Source organism: Nonomuraea diastatica (assembly GCF_004349015.1).
GTDB classification, from domain to species: Bacteria; Actinomycetota; Actinomycetes; order Streptosporangiales; family Streptosporangiaceae; genus Nonomuraea; species Nonomuraea diastatica.
Genome location: NZ_SMKP01000004.1, coordinates 41,506 through 58,089 on the forward strand (window position 1 = coordinate 41,506; position 16,584 = coordinate 58,089).

The 16,584-nt window shown below is 72.3% G+C and carries 16 protein-coding genes; 3 read left to right on the top strand and 13 right to left on the bottom strand.

Going from position 1 to position 16,584, the window contains the following annotated elements:
- Positions 1-5: 5 nt before the first annotated feature.
- The 9 genes from E1294_RS02035 to E1294_RS02075 are packed head-to-tail and all read right to left on the bottom strand — an operon-like array spanning position 6 to position 9,762.
- Positions 6-1,073, bottom strand: coding sequence for a C45 family autoproteolytic acyltransferase/hydrolase (locus E1294_RS02035; RefSeq protein WP_132503901.1), 1,068 nt, complete (start codon positions 1,071-1,073; stop codon positions 6-8).
- Positions 1,070-1,732 (bottom strand): FMN-binding negative transcriptional regulator, encoded by a 663-nt coding sequence (locus tag E1294_RS02040; protein ID WP_132503902.1) that lies wholly within the window; start codon positions 1,730-1,732, stop codon positions 1,070-1,072. The genes E1294_RS02035 and E1294_RS02040 overlap by 4 nt, the downstream gene beginning before the upstream one ends.
- A 2-nt stretch (positions 1,733-1,734) precedes the next feature.
- Positions 1,735-2,721 carry a P1 family peptidase gene (locus E1294_RS02045; RefSeq protein WP_132503903.1) on the bottom strand — a complete coding sequence of 329 codons (987 nt, stop codon included), beginning with the start codon at positions 2,719-2,721 and terminating at the stop codon, positions 1,735-1,737.
- Positions 2,718-3,482 carry an ABC transporter ATP-binding protein gene (locus tag E1294_RS02050; RefSeq protein ID WP_132503904.1) on the bottom strand — a complete coding sequence of 255 codons (765 nt, stop codon included), beginning with the start codon at positions 3,480-3,482 and terminating at the stop codon, positions 2,718-2,720. Before E1294_RS02050 ends, E1294_RS02045 begins: the two co-directional genes overlap by 4 nt.
- Positions 3,479-4,405: an ABC transporter ATP-binding protein gene (locus tag E1294_RS02055; protein WP_132503905.1), complete on the bottom strand. Its 927-nt coding sequence runs from the start codon at positions 4,403-4,405 to the stop codon at positions 3,479-3,481. Before E1294_RS02055 ends, E1294_RS02050 begins: the two co-directional genes overlap by 4 nt.
- Positions 4,402-5,220 (bottom strand): ABC transporter permease, encoded by an 819-nt coding sequence (locus E1294_RS02060; RefSeq protein WP_132503906.1) that lies wholly within the window; start codon positions 5,218-5,220, stop codon positions 4,402-4,404. The genes E1294_RS02055 and E1294_RS02060 overlap by 4 nt, the downstream gene beginning before the upstream one ends.
- The gene (locus E1294_RS02065; protein WP_132503907.1) at positions 5,217-6,191 is read right to left on the bottom strand and encodes an ABC transporter permease; all 975 of its coding nucleotides are present in this window, start codon (positions 6,189-6,191) and stop codon (positions 5,217-5,219) included. The genes E1294_RS02060 and E1294_RS02065 overlap by 4 nt, the downstream gene beginning before the upstream one ends.
- Before the next feature lie 2 nt (positions 6,192-6,193).
- Positions 6,194-7,825, bottom strand: a complete 1,632-nt coding sequence (locus E1294_RS02070; protein WP_132503908.1) for an ABC transporter substrate-binding protein — start codon at positions 7,823-7,825, stop codon at positions 6,194-6,196.
- 14 nt (positions 7,826-7,839) lie between these two features.
- Positions 7,840-9,762, bottom strand: coding sequence for a primary-amine oxidase (locus E1294_RS02075; RefSeq protein ID WP_246082758.1), 1,923 nt, complete (start codon positions 9,760-9,762; stop codon positions 7,840-7,842).
- A gap of 133 nt (positions 9,763-9,895) precedes the next feature.
- On the opposite strand from E1294_RS02075, the gene E1294_RS02080 reads away from it, so the two are divergent.
- On the top strand, positions 9,896-10,870 hold the full coding sequence (locus E1294_RS02080) for a LacI family DNA-binding transcriptional regulator (RefSeq protein ID WP_220447507.1): 975 nt from the start codon (positions 9,896-9,898) through the stop codon (positions 10,868-10,870).
- A 35-nt stretch (positions 10,871-10,905) separates the two neighbouring features.
- Here the strand turns inward: E1294_RS02080 and E1294_RS02085 are convergent, their stop codons facing one another.
- Positions 10,906-11,595 carry a lytic polysaccharide monooxygenase auxiliary activity family 9 protein gene (locus E1294_RS02085; RefSeq protein WP_132503910.1) on the bottom strand — a complete coding sequence of 230 codons (690 nt, stop codon included), beginning with the start codon at positions 11,593-11,595 and terminating at the stop codon, positions 10,906-10,908.
- 314 nt (positions 11,596-11,909) lie between these two features.
- Between E1294_RS02085 and E1294_RS02090 the strand changes: the two genes are divergently transcribed.
- Entirely contained in the window at positions 11,910-12,521 is a 612-nt protein-coding gene (locus tag E1294_RS02090; protein WP_132503911.1) for a Uma2 family endonuclease, read from the top strand.
- Between the two features lie 63 nt (positions 12,522-12,584).
- On the opposite strand, the gene E1294_RS02095 is transcribed toward E1294_RS02090, so the two are convergent.
- The 3 genes from E1294_RS02095 to E1294_RS02105 are packed head-to-tail and all read right to left on the bottom strand — an operon-like array spanning position 12,585 to position 15,600.
- A complete protein-coding gene (locus tag E1294_RS02095; protein ID WP_132503912.1) occupies positions 12,585-13,322 on the bottom strand; it encodes a response regulator in 738 nt (245 codons plus the stop codon).
- An 8-nt stretch (positions 13,323-13,330) separates the two neighbouring features.
- On the bottom strand, positions 13,331-14,449 hold the full coding sequence (locus E1294_RS02100) for a hypothetical protein (protein WP_132503913.1): 1,119 nt from the start codon (positions 14,447-14,449) through the stop codon (positions 13,331-13,333).
- A complete protein-coding gene (locus tag E1294_RS02105) occupies positions 14,446-15,600 on the bottom strand; it encodes a sensor histidine kinase (RefSeq protein WP_165977034.1) in 1,155 nt (384 codons plus the stop codon). The genes E1294_RS02100 and E1294_RS02105 overlap by 4 nt, the downstream gene beginning before the upstream one ends.
- A gap of 189 nt (positions 15,601-15,789) precedes the next feature.
- Here E1294_RS02105 and E1294_RS02110 point away from each other — a divergent pair, with 189 nt between their 5' ends.
- On the top strand, positions 15,790-16,545 hold the full coding sequence (locus E1294_RS02110; RefSeq protein WP_132503915.1) for a PP2C family serine/threonine-protein phosphatase: 756 nt from the start codon (positions 15,790-15,792) through the stop codon (positions 16,543-16,545).
- The last annotated feature ends 39 nt before the right edge of the window (positions 16,546-16,584 follow it).

The following is a 16,584-nucleotide window of genomic DNA, read 5'->3' on the forward strand; positions in this document are numbered from 1 at the left end:
GCTGATCAGAACGTCTGCCAGGTCGCCTCGGTGACCTGGCAGGGCCCGCCCTGGTGCACCCGCAGCCGCCCGGCCCGCACGTCGAGCCCGATGGTGGCCAGCGTCTCCCACCGCTGGTCGATCGGCTGCGCCGGGTCGGGGTGTGCGCACACGGGCGCGTCGTCGGGGCCGTGGCTGAGCAGGGCGAGCGCACGTTTGGTGAGGTCGTCGCCGCTCAGCTCCCCTGCGTGGTCGCGCAGGTGCCGCAGGCGGGCGTACGTGCCGGGCCGCTCGGTGGCGTGCCGCTCCCCCTCGGCCAGCGCCGGGTCGAGGAAGTGGTTGCAGTGCAGCAGGACGCCGCCGGGATCGGGCGGGATGACGGCCACGCCGGCCGGGGAGATCTCGATCGCTCCCGCGCCGCCCGCGGTCACGGCGGTGATGACGGTGGAGGCCGAGACCGTGGCCGAGCGGGCGATGCCGGCGGCCTCCTCGACGGTGGCCGCCTCGTCCAGGATGCGGCGGGCGATCAGGTGCACGGGCACGCCGATCTCGGCGGTGTCGGCGTCGTGGCGCAGGATGTTGAAGTGCACGCCCAGGCCCGCCGAGTTCACCCCGATCTTGGCCAGCGCCCCCGACTCGGTGAACGTGCGCACGACGTGCCCGGGGCTGGGCTCGAACTCCCACAACATGGGGGCGTCGCGCAGGTGGTCGTGCCAGTCCCAGGTCTGCACCGTACGCGGCGGCAGGCCGGGGCCCGGCAGCACGACGGAGGTCGAGCACTCCCCCTCGCCGGTCGCGTGGAGGGCGGCCAGGATCTCGGTCCTGGCGTTGACCACGGCGACCTGCCACGGCTCCAGCCCGGCCCCGGACGCGATCCCGGCGACCTCGTCGGCCAGCCGGGGCGCCCAGGCGGCGCTGCGGTCGAGCGCCTGCTCGCCCCACGCGCGGACCTGCGCGGGGGTGGCGCCGGCGACCCTGAACAGGTCGGTGTAGCCGGCGAGGTTGGCGGCGATGGCCGCGCGGCGGTGGGAGCCGAGCTCCTCGCCGCGGGATCGGGGTTCACCCTGGCTGGACGTGAAAGCGGGAAATGTCATGACTCGACCCTCCGCCCTGTCCGTCGGTCCTGTCCATCAGCGCCGTCGGTCAGCGCTGGGCACCCGGCTCTGCGCATCAGCTCCGCGAGTCCCGGGTTCCCGGCGGCCACCGAGTCGCGGACCCTGGCGTACCGTTCCGCGTCGAGGTCCTGGCTCAGCTTGAACATGCTCTGTTCCGTACGCACGTGGACCCGGAACGCCACCACCCCCGGCACCAGAGCGCGGAACCGGTCACGAGACGCCGGAGTGGGCTCCCACGCGGGATCCCGCAGCGACTCCAGGGCCGTGACCGTCCGCTCCACCACGTCGAGCGCGTCGTCCACGAGCTCCACCCGGCCGGTCAGGTGCACGGCCGCGTAGTCCCAGGTCGGCACGGCCGGGTCGGTGGCGTACACGGTGGGCGAGACGTACCCGTGCGGTCCTGAGAAGATCACCAGCACGTCGGGCGAGCCCTCGAACGAGCGCCAGTGCGGGTTGGCGCGGGCCATGTGGCCGAGCAGCGTGCCGCCGGCGACGGCGGCACCTTCGAGGATGACCGGCACGTGCGTGGCGACGGGCACGCCGTCCCCCGCGCTCACGACCAGCGCGAACGGGTTCTCCCTGATCAGTGCGGACACCTGCGCCGGGTCCGCGGCGGCGTAATGAGGGAAGGTGTGCATGCCTATTCCACCGCGCTCAGGACCGCGTCCCAGGCGACCTCGGACGCCAGCGTCCCGAGGCCCGTCGGCTTGACGCCCGCCAGATCCACCTCGTCGGTGGTCATCGCGAACAGCACGTCGCCGTCCGTCAGGGTGTGGAACGGCTGGATGCCGCGGTGCATGGAGCTGTGCACCTGCCTGCCCACCTGGAGCAGCTCGACGTCCGCCAACCGCACGTTCGTCACCATCACGGTCAGCGTGGTGTTGCCCATGACGGCCGGAGCGGGCTCGCCGATCGTCTCGGCGTAGTCGTCGCGCGGGTGGCGCCGGACCCCCTCGTCGGCGTGGTAGTTGCCGCGCACGATCCGGCCGTCCCGGTCCACCACCGTGCCCACGGCGTTGACCACGGTCGCGACCAGCACCTTGGCCTCGCCGAACGCGCCGAACGCGGCCCCCTGCCCGGCGAACTCGGCCCTGCCGAACTCGACCTTGCCCGCGCTGGCCGTGCGGCCCGCGCCACACCGGCCCACGGGGAACCGGCCCTCCCGCGCCTGGCGCAGCGCGGCCCGGCCCAGCTCGGCGTCCGGATAGACGGCGCTGTCGCGGCAGGAGAAGTCGTAGATGACCGCGCCGGACACGAGCTGCAGGTCGTCCCACCTGGTCCGGTTGTCCCTGCGGGCGAGCAGCTCGTCGCTCACCCCCGCCGCCGCGGCCAGCCCGTAGACCGAGCCGCCCGCCAGGCAGATGGCGTGGTTGAAGTCGTAGCCGCCGCTCATCCCGACCGCGCCGCCGCGGGCGTCCACCGCCGTGCGCGCGCCCGCGGGAACGTGGATCACGGTGCAGCCGGTGGGGCCCTCGCCGTACTCGGCGGTGCCGACGTGCACGCCGGGCAGGTCGAACGTCACGGATCCGCGCCCGGGGCTGGGCTGCGGGGTCAGCGGCAGGTCCGCGTTGCGCGGCACCCCCGCGGCGAACGCGGACGGCTGGGCGAGCCGTGGCTCGTCGGTCATAGGGCCTCCAGTAGTTGCCGTGAGTACTCGTGGGCGGGCGCGGCGTAGAAGGTGGCGGTGTCGGCTGTCTCCACGACCTCGCCCGAGCGCATCACCGCGATCCGGTCGGCGACGTAGCGGACCGCGCCGAGGTCGTGGGAGATGAACAGCGCGCTGAAGCCGTACTCCCCCTGGAGATCCTTGACCAGGTTGAGGATCTGCACCTGCACGGACACGTCCAGCGCGCTGACCGCCTCGTCGAAGACGATGAAGTCGGGCCTGGTGACCAGCGCGCGGGCGATGGAGACGCGCTGCCGCTGGCCGCCGGAGAGCTCGTGCGGGTAGCGGGCGGCGAACGACTCCTCGAGGCCGACGTGGCCGAGCATCTCCGTGACCAGATCCCCCTCGGGGCGGCCGAGCACCGTCAGGGGCTCGGCGACGCTCTGGCCGACGCGCATCCTCGGGTTGAGCGACCAGTGCGGGTGCTGGAGCACGGCCTGCATCCGGCCCGCCAGCTCGCGCCGCCGCTTGGGGAAGGGACGGCCGTCGAACCTGACGGCGCCGCTCGTGGGCCGGTGCAGGCCGAGCGCCACCCGGCTGGTGGTCGTCTTGCCCGAGCCGGACTCCCCCACCAGGCCGAAAGTCTCCCCCTTGGTCACGGACAGGGAGACGTGCTTCATGGCGTCCAGCCGGATGCGCCGCAGCGGCGGCCCGGCCGTGAAGGTGACGGTGACGTCGTCGAGTTCGAGGATCGCCTCAGTCCCTGGCGTGTCGCCGGTCATGCCGTCACCTCGCCGGCCCGGTGGCACAGGACGTCCTGGTCGCGCACCCTGACCGGTTGGGGGCGCTCGTGGTGGCAGCGGTCGACGGCGAGCGCGCAGCGCGGGGCGAACGCGCAGCCCGGCGACGGCCCGGTGAGCACGGGCGGCCGTCCCGGCACCGGCTCCAGGCGGGCGCCGTGGGCCGCCGCCGCGGGCGCCGACCCGGCCAGCGCCGCCGTGTACGGGTGGGCGGGCTTGCCGAGCACCTCGCGGGCCGGGCCGTGCTCGACGACGCGGCCGCCGTACATGACCGCGACCCGGTCGCAGCGGCGGGCGACGGCGGGCAGGTCGTGGCTGAGCCACAGCAGGCTCGTCCCCGCGTCGGCGGCCAGCGAGAACACCACGTTCAGCACCTCCTCGCGCACCTGGCTGTCCAGCGCCGCGGTCGGCTCGTCGGCGACGAGCAGCTCGGGCGAGGTGGCCATGGCCATCGCGACCGCCACCCGCTGCGCCATGCCGCCCGACAACTGGTGCGGGTACGCGCGCGCCACGCGCGGGTCGTCGAGCTTGACCCGCTCCAGATGGACGCTGACATCGGCGCCGCGTCCGAGGACGAGCCGGAGCTGGGCGCCGACGCGCATCGTCGGGTCGAGCGAGCCGATCGGGTCCTGGAAGACGAACCCGAGGTGTTTCCTGCGCAGCCGGCGCACCCCCGCCGGGGGCAGGTCGAACACCGGTTCCCCTGCGACCAGCACCTCCCCGCCGCCGCGCCGCGCCGACCGCGGCAGCAGCCGCCCGACGGCGGAGCCGAGCGTGGACTTGCCCGAGCCGCTCTCGCCCACGAGCCCGACCTTCTCCCCTTGCGCGACCTCCAGGTCGGCCCCGTCGAGGGCACGGGTCTCCGCGTAGTCGATCACCAGGTCCCGTACTGAGAGCAGGCTCATGTGAGTGACCTCGTCTCCCGGGGTTCGAGCCGGTCGCGCAGCCCGTCGCCCACCACGTTGATCGCCAGGATCGCCGCCACCAGCACCACCCCGGGGCCGAGGACCAGCCAGGGCGCGGCGATCATGTAGGTGCCGCCCTGCTGGATGAGCACGCCGAGCGAGGCCTGCGGCGGTTGCACGCCGAAGCCGAGGAAGCTCAGCCCGCCCTCGACCGCGATGCCGACGGACAGCGCGTACGTGCCCTGCACGGCGATCGTGCCGGCCACGTTCGGCAGCACGTGACGGCCGAGCACGCGCGGCAGCCGCGCGCCGCTGATGACCGCGGAGGTGACGTAGTCGCGCTGCGACACGGCCACGGCGGCGGCCCGCACCAGCCGGGTCATGAGCGGGATCGTCACCAGCACGATGCTGGCCAGCGCCGCGACCTGGCCGGGGCCGACCACGGCGGCGACCAGGACGGCGAGCACGATCGCGGGGAAGGAATAGAGGACCTCCACCAGGCGCATCACCAGCTCGTTGAGGTAGCCGCCACGGTATCCGGCGATGATGCCGAACGTCGCGCTGACCGCCGCCGTCACCAGCACGGCGATCGACGACAACAGCAGCGTCGTGCCCACGCCCTCCATGACGCGCGGCACCATCGAGCGGCCCAGGTTGTCGGTGCCCAGCCACCAGCCGGGGCCCGGCGGCTGGAGGCGCGGGCCGACGATCGCGTCCGGGTCTCCCCCGGCCCCGGCGAGCGAGCCCAGCGCGAACAGCACCAGGACCAGCAGGCAGGCCAGCCCGCCGAGGGACAGCCGGTCCAGCCTCTTCATGAGCGCCTCCCCGCCGTGACGCCGAGCCGGGGATCGAGCACCCCGACGAGCAGGTCGATGACCACGTTCATGACGATGAACACGCCGGCCGCCAGCAGCACGCCGGCCTGCACGACCGCGTAGTCGCGGCGGCCGACGGCCTGCACGATGTAAGAGCCGACGCCCGGCAGGTTGAACACGTGCTCGACGATCAGCGCCCCGCCCAGCAGGTACGCGGTGATCGTGCCGAGCAGCGTGACCACCGGCGCTGCGGCGTTGCGCAGGATGTGGTGCCTGACGATGAACCACGGCGACTCGCCGCGCCCGACGGCGGCCGTGACGTACGGCTCGACCAGCACGCCCATGACGGCGTCGCGGGTGGTCCTGGCCGTGACGGAGATGGCGAACACCGACAGGACGGCGGCCGGCAGCACCATCGTGGCGAGGTTGCGGGCGGGGTCCTGGGTGAGCGGCACCCATGGGCCGACCTCCAGGCCGAGCGCGTACCGGGAGAAGACGAAGACGACCAGGCTGCCCAGCACGAACTCAGGAACGCTGACGCCGAGCCCGCTGAGCAGCCGCCCGGCGGCCCCGCCGCCGCCCGGGCTCCGGCCCGCGCGCACGGCGGTGAGCACACCGAGGGGCACCCCGGCCAGCACGCTGACGGCCACGGCCAGCAGGGACAGCTCGGCGGTCACCGGCAGGCGGGCCAGCAGCTCCGTGCCGACCGGCTGGCGGCTGATCATGGAGATGCCGAAGTCGCCGCCCGCGACGGCGCCCAGCCAGTGGCCGTACTGCATGAACACCGGCTGGTCCAGACCGTAGCGGGTGGCCAGCTCCGCCTTCTGCTCGGCGGTGGCGAACGGGCCCAGCACGGTCTCCGCGAAGCCGCCGGGCATCAGGCGCACGGCCGCGAAAATCAGCACGGAGACGCCCAGGAGCGTGGCGGCCGAGCTGAGCGCCCGGCCGGACCACCACATCAGCAGCCGCATCGTTACTGGGACTTCTTCACGCGGGCGTCGGCGACCAGGCGCAGCACGTTGCCGTAGCCCTCGGTGGAGTAGAGGCTGGGGCTGAGCGCGTCGCTCCTGAAGGCGACCGTGGCGGGACGGGTGACCAGCGGGATCATCTGCGCGTCAGCGTCGGCCTTGGCGCACACGGCGGCCAGCGCCTTCTCGCGTGCGGCACCGGCGGGCTCCTTGCCCGCCGCGTCGATGAGCGCGTTCAGCTCCTTGTCGGGCGTCATGAAGCCGACGTTGAAGCCGGCCTCCTCCGGGTTCCACCACTTGGTGACCATGCCGGGGTCGGCGTATCCGGCGAACCACGACAGGGCGGCGTCGAACTCGGCGGGCACCTTGCCGTACACCTTGCCGGACCAGCCGGCCTCGTCCATCTGCTCGATCTTGACGGTGATGCCGGCCTGCTGGAGGTTCTGCTGGATGACCTGGGCGACCGCGGGGGCCGGCTGGGTGGCGTAGATGCTGAGCGTGAACGTCAGGTTCTGGGCGCCGGCCTCGGCCAGCAGCTTCTTGGCCTCGTCGATGCCCTTCGAGGCCGAAGGCAGGGCGGCCGGGTCGCAGGCGCCCGGCAGACCCGCGGGGGTGACGGCGCTCGGCCTGCCCTTGCCGCCGAGCGCGATGTCGGCGATCTGCTGCTGGTCGAGTGCGATGGTGATCGCCTGGCGGACCCTGGGGTCGGCGAACTTCGAGCTCCGCGAGTTCGGCGCCTTCGTGTTGAGCATCAGGTAGTAGAAGTCCGTGGTGGCCTGGGTGACGACCTGCACGTCACGGGCACCGGCCAGCATGCCGGCCGAGTCGACGTTGCCCAGCGTGGCCAGGGCGGCGCTGCCGTTCTGCAGGGCGGCGACGCGCGCGGCCTCCTCGGGGGCGATGGTGATGTTGAGGGTGTCGGCCGCGGGCTTGCCCTTCGCCCAGTACTTGTCGTTGCGCTTGAACGTCCACGACACGTCCTGGCGGTGGCTGTCCACCGTGTACGGCCCGGTGCCGAGCAGCGTGGTGGCAGGATCGACCGACTTGTCGTTGACCTCCTTCATCGGCAGGACCGCGGCGGGCACGTTGGCCAGGGCCGCCAGGAACGGCGTGTACGGCTCCTTCAGCGTGACCTTCACCGTGTGGTCACCGTCCTTGGCGACCGACTTGACCGGGCCCAGCTGGCCGCGCCACACCGACTCGGACGCGAGCAGCCGTTCGAAGCTCCCCACCACGTCGTCGGCCGTCATCTTCCTGCCGTTGCTGAACGAGACGTCCTCGCGCAGGTGGAAGACGTACTCGGTGGGCGAGGGCGTCTCCCACTTCTCGGCCAGCAGCGGCTGGACGCTGAAGTCGGGGCCCACGGTGACCAGGGTCTCGTAGGCCAGCGAGAGCAGCTGCCAGGTGGTGGCGACGTCGGCGAGCTGCGGGTCGTAGCCGGTGGCCGCACCGCTGTCGATGTGGACCTGCAGGTTGAGCGTGCCGCCCGAGGGCAGCGCGTCGTCGGCCACGGCGAGGTAGCCGGGCGCGGCCTCCGCCTGCGGGCCGGTGGAGGGCTGGGTGGTCGTTCCGGTGGCGGCGCAGGCCGTAGCCAGCAGGGCGGCCGCGACACCGCAGGCCAGGCGTATGGGACGCATGGGCCTCTACTCCTCTAGTGGCAGGAACGTTCGGCGGCGCTCGGCGGGACGTCGAGCGTGGGGTTCCGGTCGAAGAACCCGACCGGCTTGAGTACGAACCCGCACGTGTCGACCGGCATGATCGGCCAGTCCTCCACGCGGGGGAAATGCGTGAGGCCGAACGTGTGCCACAGCACGATGTCCTGCCCGTCGATGTCGCGGTCGGCCCTGGTGTAGGCGGGCAGTCCCGCGCCGCCGGGATGCTGGTTGACCAGATCCCCGGCGGGGTAACGCTCCGCTGGGTGGTAGCGGGTGACCCACAGGTGCCGCGTGGCGAACTCCGCGCGGCGGCGGATCGAGGAGCCCTCGGCGGCGAGCAGGGTGGGCTTGCCCTCGGGGTACAGCGCGTACCCGACCGGGCGGCCCAGGCGGTTGCGCGCCGAGGGGTTGACGACGTGCCAGGTGCGCTCGGCGGCGAGGTAGGCGTCGCGCCGGGCCTCGCGTTCCGTGCGCAGGCGGGTGACGGCCCTGCCGATGGCGTTGCCGTACGGGTTGCCGGGGCCCATCGGCAGGCGGGTCACCTCGACCTCCTCCACCGCGTTGGCCACGCCGTCCACCGTCATGTCCAGCCGGGCGCTGAACAGGTGCTGGTGGTAGGGGGCCGCCAGCCCGGGCGCGACCTCCGACGCGTACGGGGCGGCCCTGTCGTCGTAGGCGGCGGTGAAGACGATGCCGGTGGCCTTCACCTCCAGCTCGATGGTGCCGTCGAGGTAGAGGTACCAGTAGAAGCCGTAGTCGTAGTTGCCCACGGTGACGAAGAACGAGATGACCAGGCGGCGCTGCCTGCGAGTCTCCCTGGACCCGTTGGCGGGATCGGTGTGCTTCCAGAGCACGCCGTAGTCCTCCTCGTGCATGCAGATGGCGTTCGTGATCACCTTGGGCACGCAGGCGCCGTCCGTGACGACGGCGTCGAAGTACGTGATCTCGCCGAGGCAGTCGCAGCCGAGCTCCAGCGAGTTGGCCAGCTTCCCGAGCTGGTATTCGCCGGTGTCGAAGTAGTTCTGCCAGAACCGGACCGGGCTCGGGTCGCCGTACGGCACCAGCATCTCGGCCACCGACGCCCGGTAGACGACGGGCCTGGTGCGGCCGCCGTCCTCGAATCCGATCTGGTGCAGGGTGAGGCCTTCGCGCATGTCGTAGCCGAGCCGCAGGCTCCACTTCTCCCAGGTGACGAGCGGGCCGTCCACGGTGAAGCTGGGGCCCTCCGGCTGGGTGATGTGGATCGGCTTCTGCGTGGTGCGGTGCGGCCCCTGAGCGTAGTCGCCGGGCTCCGCGGGGACGGGTTGCGGGCCGGTGTCGACGATCTCCATGACCTCGCCCTTGACCAGGTCGACGTATGCGACCAGGCCGTCCACCGGGTGCGCCCACGGCAGGCTCTGCGGTGTGGGCATCACGTGCGCCAGCACCCGCGCCACCCGGCGGCCCTCCTCTGCCGGCAGGCCGTAGTGGCCCGCGCTGAGCGCGGCCAGGTAGACGCCCGCCGGGTCGGTGATCCCGCGGCGCGCGAGCGCCCCGGCCCAGCCCGCGTCGGCCCTGAGCACCTGCCTGACCAGCGCGTGATCCTCGTCCAGCATCGGCACCTGGCCGCTTTCGACCGGGTCGATCGGCGTACGCGACTCCACCCGCGCGCCCGCCTCTCCGGCGCCGAGCGACACGATCACATCGGCGGACGTCTCGGTGGCGAGGTCGATGAGGAGCACCCGGGCGCGGCGGCCGGAGGGCGTGCTCTCCTCGCCGGCCAGCACCTCGTCCTTCGGCGGCTCCTCCAGCCCGAGGTAGGCCACGCGCACCCGCTCGGTCAGCAGGCCCTCGTCGAGCAGGACCCGCCTGACCTCGTCGATCTCCTGCGCGGCGAGGGGATCGAGAGGATGGGGACGCTTCCCGGTGGTCAGGTGCAACACTCCGCCCCTTTCTGATGCCGGAACGTTCCGGCAAAGGTTTCGCGCCAACCTAATGCGGAGGGCGGAAGCTAGACAAGACCCGGAGCCCAGGTGAAACGCATCGTTTACCGGGCGGGCTACGATGCGGGGCGTGCAGACAGACGAGCCGGTCACCATCCTCACCGTCGCCAAGGAGGCGGGGGTGTCCAAGACCACGGCCTCCGACGCTCTGCGCGGCTCCGGGCGGGTGTCCGAGGCGACGCGCGCGGCGGTCGCCCAGGTCGCCGAGCGGCTGGGCTACGTGCCCAACGGCTCGGCCCGCCACCTGCGCAGGGCCAGCACCGGCACCATCGGCCTGCACGTGCCCGAGGTGCTCACCCGCTCGTCCTACTACATGTCATTCGTGTTCGGCGTGGTCGAGCAGGCCGCGCGGCACGACTACGACGTCACGCTGATCACCTCGGGCCAGCGGCGCCCACGCCCGCCGCGTGTCGACGGCCTGGTGCTCGGCGACCCGCTCGGCGGCGACCCGGTGGTGGAGAGCCTGATGGCGACGGGCCTGCCGACGGTCTCCTGCGAACGGTTCCCCGGCGACCGGCAGGCCGACGGCGTGGTGTGGTCCGAGCACGCCGAGATGCTCGCCCGGCTGCTCGGCCACCTGCGGTCGGCGGGGGCGGCACGGCCCGCGCTCATCGTGGCCGGCGACGAGAGCGACTGGGCGGCCAGCCTGCACCGCGGCTATCTCGGCTGGTGCGCCGATCAGGGGGTTGTGCCGCTCGTCCGGCGGGTGTCCTTCGACGCGACGGGCGACGAGATCCGTGCCGCCGCCCGCGACCTGCTCCGTTCGGAGCCGCTCGACGCCCTGGTGTGCGCGCCCGCGGGCGCGGCGACCGAGGTGGCGCCTCTGCTGCGCGAGGCCGGCGGCGACGTGCTGCTCGCCTCGTGCGTCGACAGCGCCGCCACCCGGCTCGCCGATCCGCCGATCACCGCGATCGACCTGCGGCCGCGCGAGGCCGGGGCGAGCTGCGCCGAGCTGCTGTTCGAGCTGCTGGCGGGGGCCGCGCGGGCGGGCACCGAACGGGTGCATCCGATAGAGCTGGCCGTGCGCGCCTCGACCAGCCGGTGACGCGCCGGGCGCGAGCGCCCGGCGCGTGAGGTGGCTCAGCTGAAGTTGACGTCGCTGCAGATGTAGTACGTCTGGTCCATGTGCGAGGCCTTCCAGATCGTGTAGATCACGTGGCGGCCGGTGCGCGAGCCCTTGCTGATGCCGTTGATCATGTACGTCTCGCCGGGCGCGTATCTCGGGGTCTCCCGGACGAGCTCCAGGTGGTTCCAGCCCAGCGGCGTGGTGGTGGCGTTGTAGCCCTGGCGGGTGATGTAGACCCTGATGTAGTCGGCGCCGTGGCGGGCCTGGTCGTTCAGCCGGATGTCGAAGGTGCCGCCGAGGTTGGCCATGGTCCACGGCCCCGGGGTGTCCATCGAGCGGTAGCGACCGTCCTGCGTCCGGCCGGCGCTGCAGAGCTGGCCGTTGGGGATCGCGGCCTGGTGGTTGCCGCCGACGTTGTCGCGGTAGAGCCCGTTCCAGTTCCACATGGCGTTCGTGTTGTCCTGCCAGGCCTGCCAGCACATCGGGTCCTGCTGCTGCATGGCGGGGTTCTGGAAGTCGCTGCCCCAGCGCAGCCAGCAGCCGTAGTTGCGGGACGCCGGGTCGACGACCGAGCCGTGCGCCGACGCCGTACCGATCATGGGGCCGTACAGTGCGATGGCGCAGACCGTCACCAGGGACAACAGCAGCGCGAGGGCGCGCCGCGCCCAGGGTTGGGCCCAGGGGTGAGGTCGGACTCGGGGCATGGCGGTCTCCGTGTTCCGGTCGGGGGTCCGGTGGTTGGGAGCGCTCCTGCCAGGGACGGTATCTGGCCGGGGAAGGTCATACAAATAACGGGATATGTCAACATCTCACCCGTTGTCACCCTGCTTGTGGTGACCTGTGGGATGAGCTGTGGAAAGGGCTTTCCCGAAACCTTTGGGAGTGGGATGAAAGTTTCAACCCCGTGGAGGAAACCAGGCCACCCCCGGGCGTAGTTTTCCGTGACTGACAGTGACGGAAAGCGGGGAAGTAGCATGTGGGCAAGGGCGAGGCTCGCGATACTGAGTGGGTGACCGCAATGGCGACGATCGAACCGAAGAGCGAAACGGCCGCGGATGAGCCGACCACCGGGCGCACGGTTCTCCCAGGTGCGCCGCCGTTCACCGTCGATGACCTGCTCAAGTTCCCCGACGACGGGAACCGATACGAGCTCTGCAACGGGAGCCTACTGGTGAGCCCTGCTCCCAAAAAGCTGCATCAACTCGCCCTCTACCAGCTGCAGCGCATCCTAGACGAAGCCGCGCCACCTGAGCTGGTGCTCCTTTCGACCGTTAATCTGAGAGTCAGCGCCCACGACCTCTACATCCCCGACTTCGTCGTCGCGACCGAAGAGTCGTTGCACACCGACGAGCTCATGTTCTCGCCCGAAGAGCTCCTGCTCGCCGTGGAGGTGGGCAGCCCGAGCACCAGCATCCGCGATGAGGGCTTCAAGGCCCTCGCCTATGCGAAGGCGGGCATCCCGGCCTACTGGCGCATCGACTTGGAGGAAGAGCCGGTCCTCTACGTCTACGAGCTCGACGACGACAGGTATGACGCGCCGGCCGTCCACAAGGCAGGCGCTGTCGCGCACCTGACGACGCCGTTCCCGGTCGGTTTCGATCCCGCCGTGCTCATTCGCGGTCGGCGCTGAGCGCTCGCTCGCCTTGACCTGATCCTCGGTCCTGCCGGCCCCCTCCTGCCAGGAGGACCGAGGTCAGGCGCTCACCCCCGATCGGGGTGTGCGAGCCGCCAGCGACGTGTAGACGGTCACCTCGTCGGGCTGGAGCAGACCGTCCTGGATGGCGCAGATGAGCAGCTTCTCCTTGGTGGGCGCGGGCCGGCCGGCCGCCGCGTACTTGACCCTGGCCCGGTCGATGTACTGCCGCACGGTCCGTTCCTTGATCCCCATCCGCGCCGCCACCGAGGCCTTCGACATCGACTGAAACCAGAACAGCAGCGCCGCCCGCTCCTTGTCGGACAGCTGCGGCCGGTGCGGCCCTTCGTCCGTGGCGATGGCCTGAGCCATCGGGGGTGTCATGCTCGGCCGGTCGGCGGCCACCTCCAGGATCGTCTCCAGACACGAGTCACGGGTCGCCCGCCCCTTGCCGATGAAGGCCGCGGCGCCCGCGTCGAGCACCGCGCGCACCGTCTCGGGCTCCTCGTGTTCGGAGAAGACGATGACCCGCTGCCCGCCGGCGCACAGCTCGGCGACCCGGTCGACGACCATGGTGCCGTTGAGGTTGAGGTCGAGCAGCAGCACGTCGGCGGGTGTGCCGCGGACCGACTCGATGGTGGGCCCCTGCGCGACCAGCTCCACCTGGCCGTGCGATCCGAACCACGAGCGCACGCCGTCCACCACGACCTGGTGGTCCTCCACCAGCGCCACCGTCAGGGGCCCAGTCGTGGGCCCAGTCGTGGACGCTGTCGTGGACGCTGTCGTGGACGCTGTCATGGGCGCTGTCATGGGCGCTGCCAGATGCTGTTGACCCATACCTCCCCTCCCTGCCGCTGATAGGTGACGACGACCCCGCTGGGCTCTCGCACCGGAGCGGGGCTGACCGGCAGGTCGTCGTTGTCGGCGACGACCGCCACGCTCACCATGGCCGACATCGCGGACACGGTCACCCTGGCCCTCGTCCTGGCCCCGTCCAGAGCCGCGACGGGTGCTCTGAGGAGGTCCTCGCGCACGCCGTCAGGCAGCGCGGGCAGGCGCTCGCCGAACGGCGGCGCCGTCACCAGGACCTGCCGCCGCTCGGCCGCGTCGATGTGCTCGCGCAGCACGGACACCAGCTCGTCCGGCACCTCCTCGCGCTCCGTGATGAGCCGCCGCAGCCGCATGGCGCCGGCCGTGCAGTCGCCGCGTACCCGGGAATCGCCGGGGTCGGCCCCGGCGGCGAGCTGCTTGAGCATCGACTCCGCCACCTCGCGGATGGCTTCGTAGCGGCGGAGCCGGTCGGCGTGGATGCGCTGGGCGGACTCGCGCCAGGCGTCGTCGGCGGCCAGCCGGCGGGCCAGCAGCGCGGCGTCCTCGGCGCGCACGCGCAGGGTGTGGCAGCCCGCCATGTAGCCGAGCTGGAGCGTGACACTGCCGACGATGACCATGAGGTATTTGGCGAGGGAGACGCGGTCGACCGTGCCCGTGGCGATCATCGCCACCAGCATGATGCCGGCGTTGGCCGACAGGAACACGATGGCCTCGGCCCGCCAGCGCGGCCGGTTCCACAGCAGCATGACGCCGAGCCAGCCCACCGAGCCCCATCCCCAGTCGATGGGGCCGATCAGGTCCTGCGGCCGGCAGGCCACGATCACCGCGACGTCCAGGACGAGCACGGCGACGGCCAGCTCGCGGGCCCTGGCCGGGCCGGTGAACGTGCGCAACAACGACAGCGCGGCGACGACGCCGATGGCGGTGTAGGCGATCCAGGCGGCGGCCGCGAGCAGGGGCCAGCGGAAGGACTCCCAGCCGGTGATGGTGACGGTGAGGTCGTAGCCCGTGTGCCAGACCGTGGCGATCACGACGGCGCCGATCGCGGAATAGAGCGTGTAGCGGTGCGCCACCTCCTCGATGTCGCCGGTCATGGCCGCCACCACAGGCTCACCCGGGTACCGCCGGTCCCCGAGCTGATGTCGGCGCCGGCGTTCGGGAGGGAGCGCATCGTGCCGAGGATCGAGCCGCGCACGCCGAACCGGTCGGGCGGCACTTGTTCGACGTCGAAGCCGGCGCCCGCGTCGGCGACCTCCACCCTGATCTCGCCGTCGCGGCTGCTGGAGAGCAGCTCGGCCTCGCGTACGCCGGCGTGCCGGGCGATGTTCGCCAGCGCCTCGTTGACGGCGCGGGCGAACCGCTCGGCGACGTCTCCCGGCACCGTCTCCGGCGTCAGGCTCCTGCGTACCTCCAGGCTCGTGGCCTGGCCGGCCACCTCGTCGAGCAGGGCGTCGAGGGCGATGGCCGCGGTGCCCGCATCCGGCCTGTCGCGCAGCCGTTCCAGCGCCGCCAGGTCGGTCGCAGCCTGGCGGCGCAGCGTTTCCGACGGCCGGTCGTAGGTGCCCAGGCCGACCATGGTCAGCGTGTGCAGCGACGTCTCGTGGACGCTGCCGACCTGGCGGAGTTCGTCCTCGCGGCGCAGCCGCTCGACCATGAGCGTGACCTCGGCGCGCGCGCTGTCGCGCAGGAATGCGTCGGCCGAGGCGGCGCAGCGGCGCAGCAGCGTCATCAGCAGCGCGATGGCCAGGATCTGCATGAGGTGGATCGCCAGCGTGCTCACAACGCCCTGATGCGGCACCGCGAACCGGGCCCCCACCAGGTACGCCGCCGCCACGGCCAGCCCGGCGGGCACGGCGATCGCAGGCCGCCAGGCGATGCCGGCGACGATCACGCTCATGGTGACCAGCCCGGAGATCCAGCTCGCGTTCGCGGCGAGCGCGTCCACCGCCACGAGGTGGCGCTGCGCGAGGCAGAGCGTGACGGTGACGGCCACATCACCGGCCGCCAGCCAGGAAGGCAGCGGATTCCTGCGCCAGGCCACCCGCAGGAAGAGAACGGTCCAGAGCAGGTGGATCGCCAGCGCGGGCGCCAGCCACGACACCGAGACGGGCGGCACGGCGCCGAGGACCGCCGCGACGACCGCCACCAGGCCGATCACGGCCCGGGAACCGGCCCCGATGCGCGCGGCGGCCTGCTCCAGTTGCCTGGCCGCCGAGTCGTACCTCGTGGAACCGCGGTGAGACATGCGCCGCCCGCTCGCAGTGAGAGCACAAGACGGGTCTCAGATTAACGCACGCCGCAGGGGTGAGCGGGTAGATCGCGCCAGCCGTGGCGGCGAATGGGGAGATGGGTCGCATGGTCGCTTCCTCGGGTCGGCTCTGCTGCGGTCGATCACCGTCCTCCCCCGACCCTGATCCGCCGCTCCCCCTGCGGCATGACGGCTGTTCGGCCGTCATTCCCCACGGCGGCGCACTGCGCGGGCGGCGCGGAACACGCCCACACCGCGGCGGCCCTCACCCTGGCAGCGGTGGTGGCCGCCGGGCCGCAGCACGCGGGGACGCGGGAGAAGGACCTCGGCGAGTGCGCCCACGCGGCCCACCGCACGCTACGCGCCGCCGCCCTGCACCATGCCGCCGGACCCGCCACCGCCGCATCCGAGTCCACCCTGCCCGCCGGACCCGACCCTTCCGGATCCGAGGCCACCCTGCCCGCCGGACCCGCCACTGTCGCATCCGACTCTGCCGGACCCGGCTCCGGCGGCTCCGCTCTGCCCGCCTCTGGCGGGACCGGTCTGGTCAGCTCGCTGGATCTGGTCGTCCTCGACCAGGATCGGCAACCGCGCCTGCGCTACGCCCACGTCGGCGACGGCGCCATCTGGCACTGTGCGAAGGGTGAGGAGCCGCGGCCGCTCACGACGGCGAACACCTTCGGCGGCGGCCCGATGACGCGCGGGCCCGGCCTGCTGTCGACGCTCACCCCGGAGACCGGGACGCTGCCCCTGCGCTCAGGCGACCGCGTGGCCATCGTCACGGCGGGCTTGACCCGCGCCCTCGGCGCCGCCCGGCTGAAGGCGCTGCTCGCGAGCGGCTCGTCACCTGCCGCGTGCCTGGACCGCCTGTACGACGAGATGGCCGCCCTGGAACCGGAGGGCGACGCCACGGTGATCGTCGCCGACGTGGTCACCGCGTGAACCGCACGCGTCGCCATGAGAGCCGCGCGCCGTGAAAGC